This is a genomic window from Stenotrophomonas sp. 05L44_2, from assembly GCF_056665995.1.
In genome coordinates, this window is record NZ_JBFTNR010000591.1 from 1 (window position 1) to 2,643 (window position 2,643).

Below are 2,643 nucleotides of genomic sequence, written 5' to 3' on the forward strand. Positions count from 1 at the left end.
GTTCCTTGTTCAGGCGCACCGAGCAGCCGGCCGCCGAACGCTCGGCCGAGGCATCGGACAGTTCGAAGRCCTGTTCGACCTTCAGTTCCGGCAGGCCTTCRATTTCCAGGATGCGGCCGGAGAAGATGTTCTTCTTGCCAGCCTTGGCCACGGTCAGCAGGCCCGACTTGATCGCGTACAGCGGGATCGCGTTGACCAGGTCACGCAGGGTSACGCCSGGYTGCAKCTTGCCCTTGAAGCGSACCAGCACCGAYTCCGGCATGTCCAGCGGCATCACGCCGGTGGCRGCGGCRAAGGCGACCAGGCCCGAACCGGCCGGGAACGAAATGCCGACSGGGAARCGGGTGTGCGAGTCGCCGCCGGTGCCGACGGTGTCCGGCAGCAGCATGCGGTTSAGCCASSWGTGGATCACGCCATCRCCCGGACGCAGCGASAYGCCGCCRCGGGTGSWGATGAATTCCGGCAGGGTGTGGTGSGTCTTGACGTCCACSGGCTTCGGGTAGGCSGCGGTGTGGCAGAACGACTGCATCACSAGGTCRGCCGAGAAGCCCAGGCARGCCAGRTCCTTCAGCTCGTCGCGGGTCATCGGGCCGGTGGTGTCCTGCGAGCCCACCGAGGTCATCTTCGGTTCGCAGTAGGTGCCCGGGCGMATGCCCTTGCCWTCCGGCAGRCCRCAGGCGCGGCCAACCATCTTCTGMGCCAGCGWGWAGCCCTTGCCGGTRTCGRCCGGSTSYWYCGGCAGGCGGAACAGGTCGGTCGGGGCCAGGCCCAGCGCTTCACGCGCCTTGCYGGTCAGGCCACGGCCGATGATCAGCGGAATGCGGCCACCGGCGCGCACTTCGTCGAACAGCACTTCGGACTTGACCTGGAACTCGGCGATCACTTCGCCGTTCTTCAGCGCCTTGCCATCGTACGGACGCAGCTCGACCACATCGCCGTGCTCCATCTTCGACACGTCSAGYTCGATCGGCAGCGCGCCGGCRTCTTCCATGGTGTTGTAGAAGATCGGGGCGATCTTCGAACCCAGGCAGACGCCACCGGCGCGCTTGTTCGGGATGTACGGAATGTCATCGCCAGTCCACCACAGCACGCTGTTGGTGGCCGACTTGCGCGASGAACCSGTGCCRACCACGTCRCCSACRTAGGCGACCAGRTGGCCCTTGTCCTTCAGCGACAGGATCTGCTGGATCGGGCCGCGCTTGCCGTCTTCTTCCGGGGTGAACGCGGCGTCGTCACGCTTGTTCTTCAGCATCGCCAGGGCGTGCATCGGAATGTCCGGGCGGGTGGTCGCGTCCGGTGCCGGCGACAGGTCGTCGGTGTTGGTTTCGCCCGGCACCTTGAACACGGTGACGGTCAGGCTCTGCGGCACTTCCGGGTTGCTGGTGAACCACTCGGCATCGGCCCAGCTCTGCATCACGGCCTGGGCGTTGGCGTTGCCCGCCTTGGCCTTTTCCTGCACGTCGTGGAAGGCATCGAACACCAGCAGGGTCTTCTTCAGCGCGTCGGCAGCGATGGCGCCAACGCTGGCATCGTCCAGCAGCTGCACCAGCGGCGCGACGTTGTAACCGCCCAGCATGGTGCCCAGCAGTTCGGTGGCGCGCTCGCGGCTGATCAGCGGGTTCTGCTCGCTGCCCAGTGCGATCGCGGCCAGGTACGAGGCCTTGACCTTGGCAGCGTCATCGACGCCGGCCGGCACGCGGTGGGTCAGCAGGTCGAGCAGGAACTCGGCCTCGCCCTGCGGCGGGTTCTTCAGCAGTTCGATGACATCGGCCGTCTGCTGCGCGGTCAGCGGCAGGGGCGGGATGCCAAGCGCAGCGCGCTCGGCGACGTGGTGGCGGTAGGCTTCCAACATGACAACTCCCGGGTAATGCGTAGGTTGAAAAAAAGTGGGCTCAGGCTTGCGGCACGATCAGCTTCAGGCCCTTGAAGTAGTCGCGATAAAACGTGTCGTTCCAGGTGATCAGGCCATCGCACTGCAGCAGGGCGTGCGCGCCGATCATGAATTCGTCCAGGCCACGGCGCTGGCTGCCGCCGCGCTGGCGATGGCGGCGATGCATCTCACCCGCGCGCAGGGCCGACTTGGCTTCCAGCGCGTTGAAGTGCACGCCCATTTCTTCCAGCGCTTCCAGCACCTCGGCACCGCCGCGCAGGGCGGCACAGATCTCGGCCAGGGTCGCGCCGCAGACCACCACGCGGCCACCGACCAGGCTCTGCCGCAGGCAGGCTTCCACCGCATCGGCCTGCGGGCCGTTGCTGAGCAGTTCGACCAGTACCGGTGAATCGACGGCGATCATCACCGCTTACTCCTCGTCGCGCAGGTCGCGCACGGCCGCGTCGGCCGATTCGAAGCCGTCCAGCGAGAACTTTCCGCGGGCGCGGGAGATCGCATCGTCCACGCTCTTGCGCAGGATGATCCGGCTGCCTTCCAGCTCCACCTTCAGCAAGGTGCCCTTGGTCAGGCCCAGCGCATCGCGCACTGCCTTGGGCAGGGTGATCTGTCCGCGTTCAGCAACGGTGGCTTCCATGGGGTACGCCTCAAAAAGTATGTATGAATTATACATACCCGTCGCATCCGGAACAAACCTCCCGATATGTGACACTGATCCCTCGTCAGTCGCAGCCGGGGGTTAGACTCGCCCAGCA

At 65.9% G+C, this 2,643-nt stretch carries 3 protein-coding genes; all 3 read right to left on the reverse strand.

Translation table 11 applies throughout. The features are described from left to right. Positions 1-1,852 (reverse strand): bifunctional aconitate hydratase 2/2-methylisocitrate dehydratase (locus tag AC1VAN_RS17880; protein WP_480986346.1); only part of this gene is annotated, 1,852 nt, incomplete at its 3' end. Positions 1,853-1,892: 40 nt separating this feature from the next. Then, positions 1,893-2,294 (reverse strand): type II toxin-antitoxin system VapC family toxin, encoded by a 402-nt coding sequence (locus tag AC1VAN_RS17885; RefSeq protein WP_049466025.1) that lies wholly within the window; start codon positions 2,292-2,294, stop codon positions 1,893-1,895. A gap of 6 nt (positions 2,295-2,300) precedes the next feature. Then, positions 2,301-2,525 carry an AbrB/MazE/SpoVT family DNA-binding domain-containing protein gene (locus AC1VAN_RS17890; protein ID WP_025878955.1) on the reverse strand — a complete coding sequence of 75 codons (225 nt, stop codon included), beginning with the start codon at positions 2,523-2,525 and terminating at the stop codon, positions 2,301-2,303. Positions 2,526-2,643 lie beyond the last annotated feature (118 nt).

Bases quoted from the DNA above. Each gene is read 5' to 3' on its own strand.
- AC1VAN_RS17890 (WP_025878955.1), bottom strand. From the start codon at position 2,525: ATGGAAGCCACCGTTGCTGAACGCGGACAGATCACCCTGCCCAAGGCA.
- AC1VAN_RS17885 (WP_049466025.1), bottom strand. From the start codon at position 2,294: ATGATCGCCGTCGATTCACCGGTACTGGTCGAACTGCTCAGCAACGGC.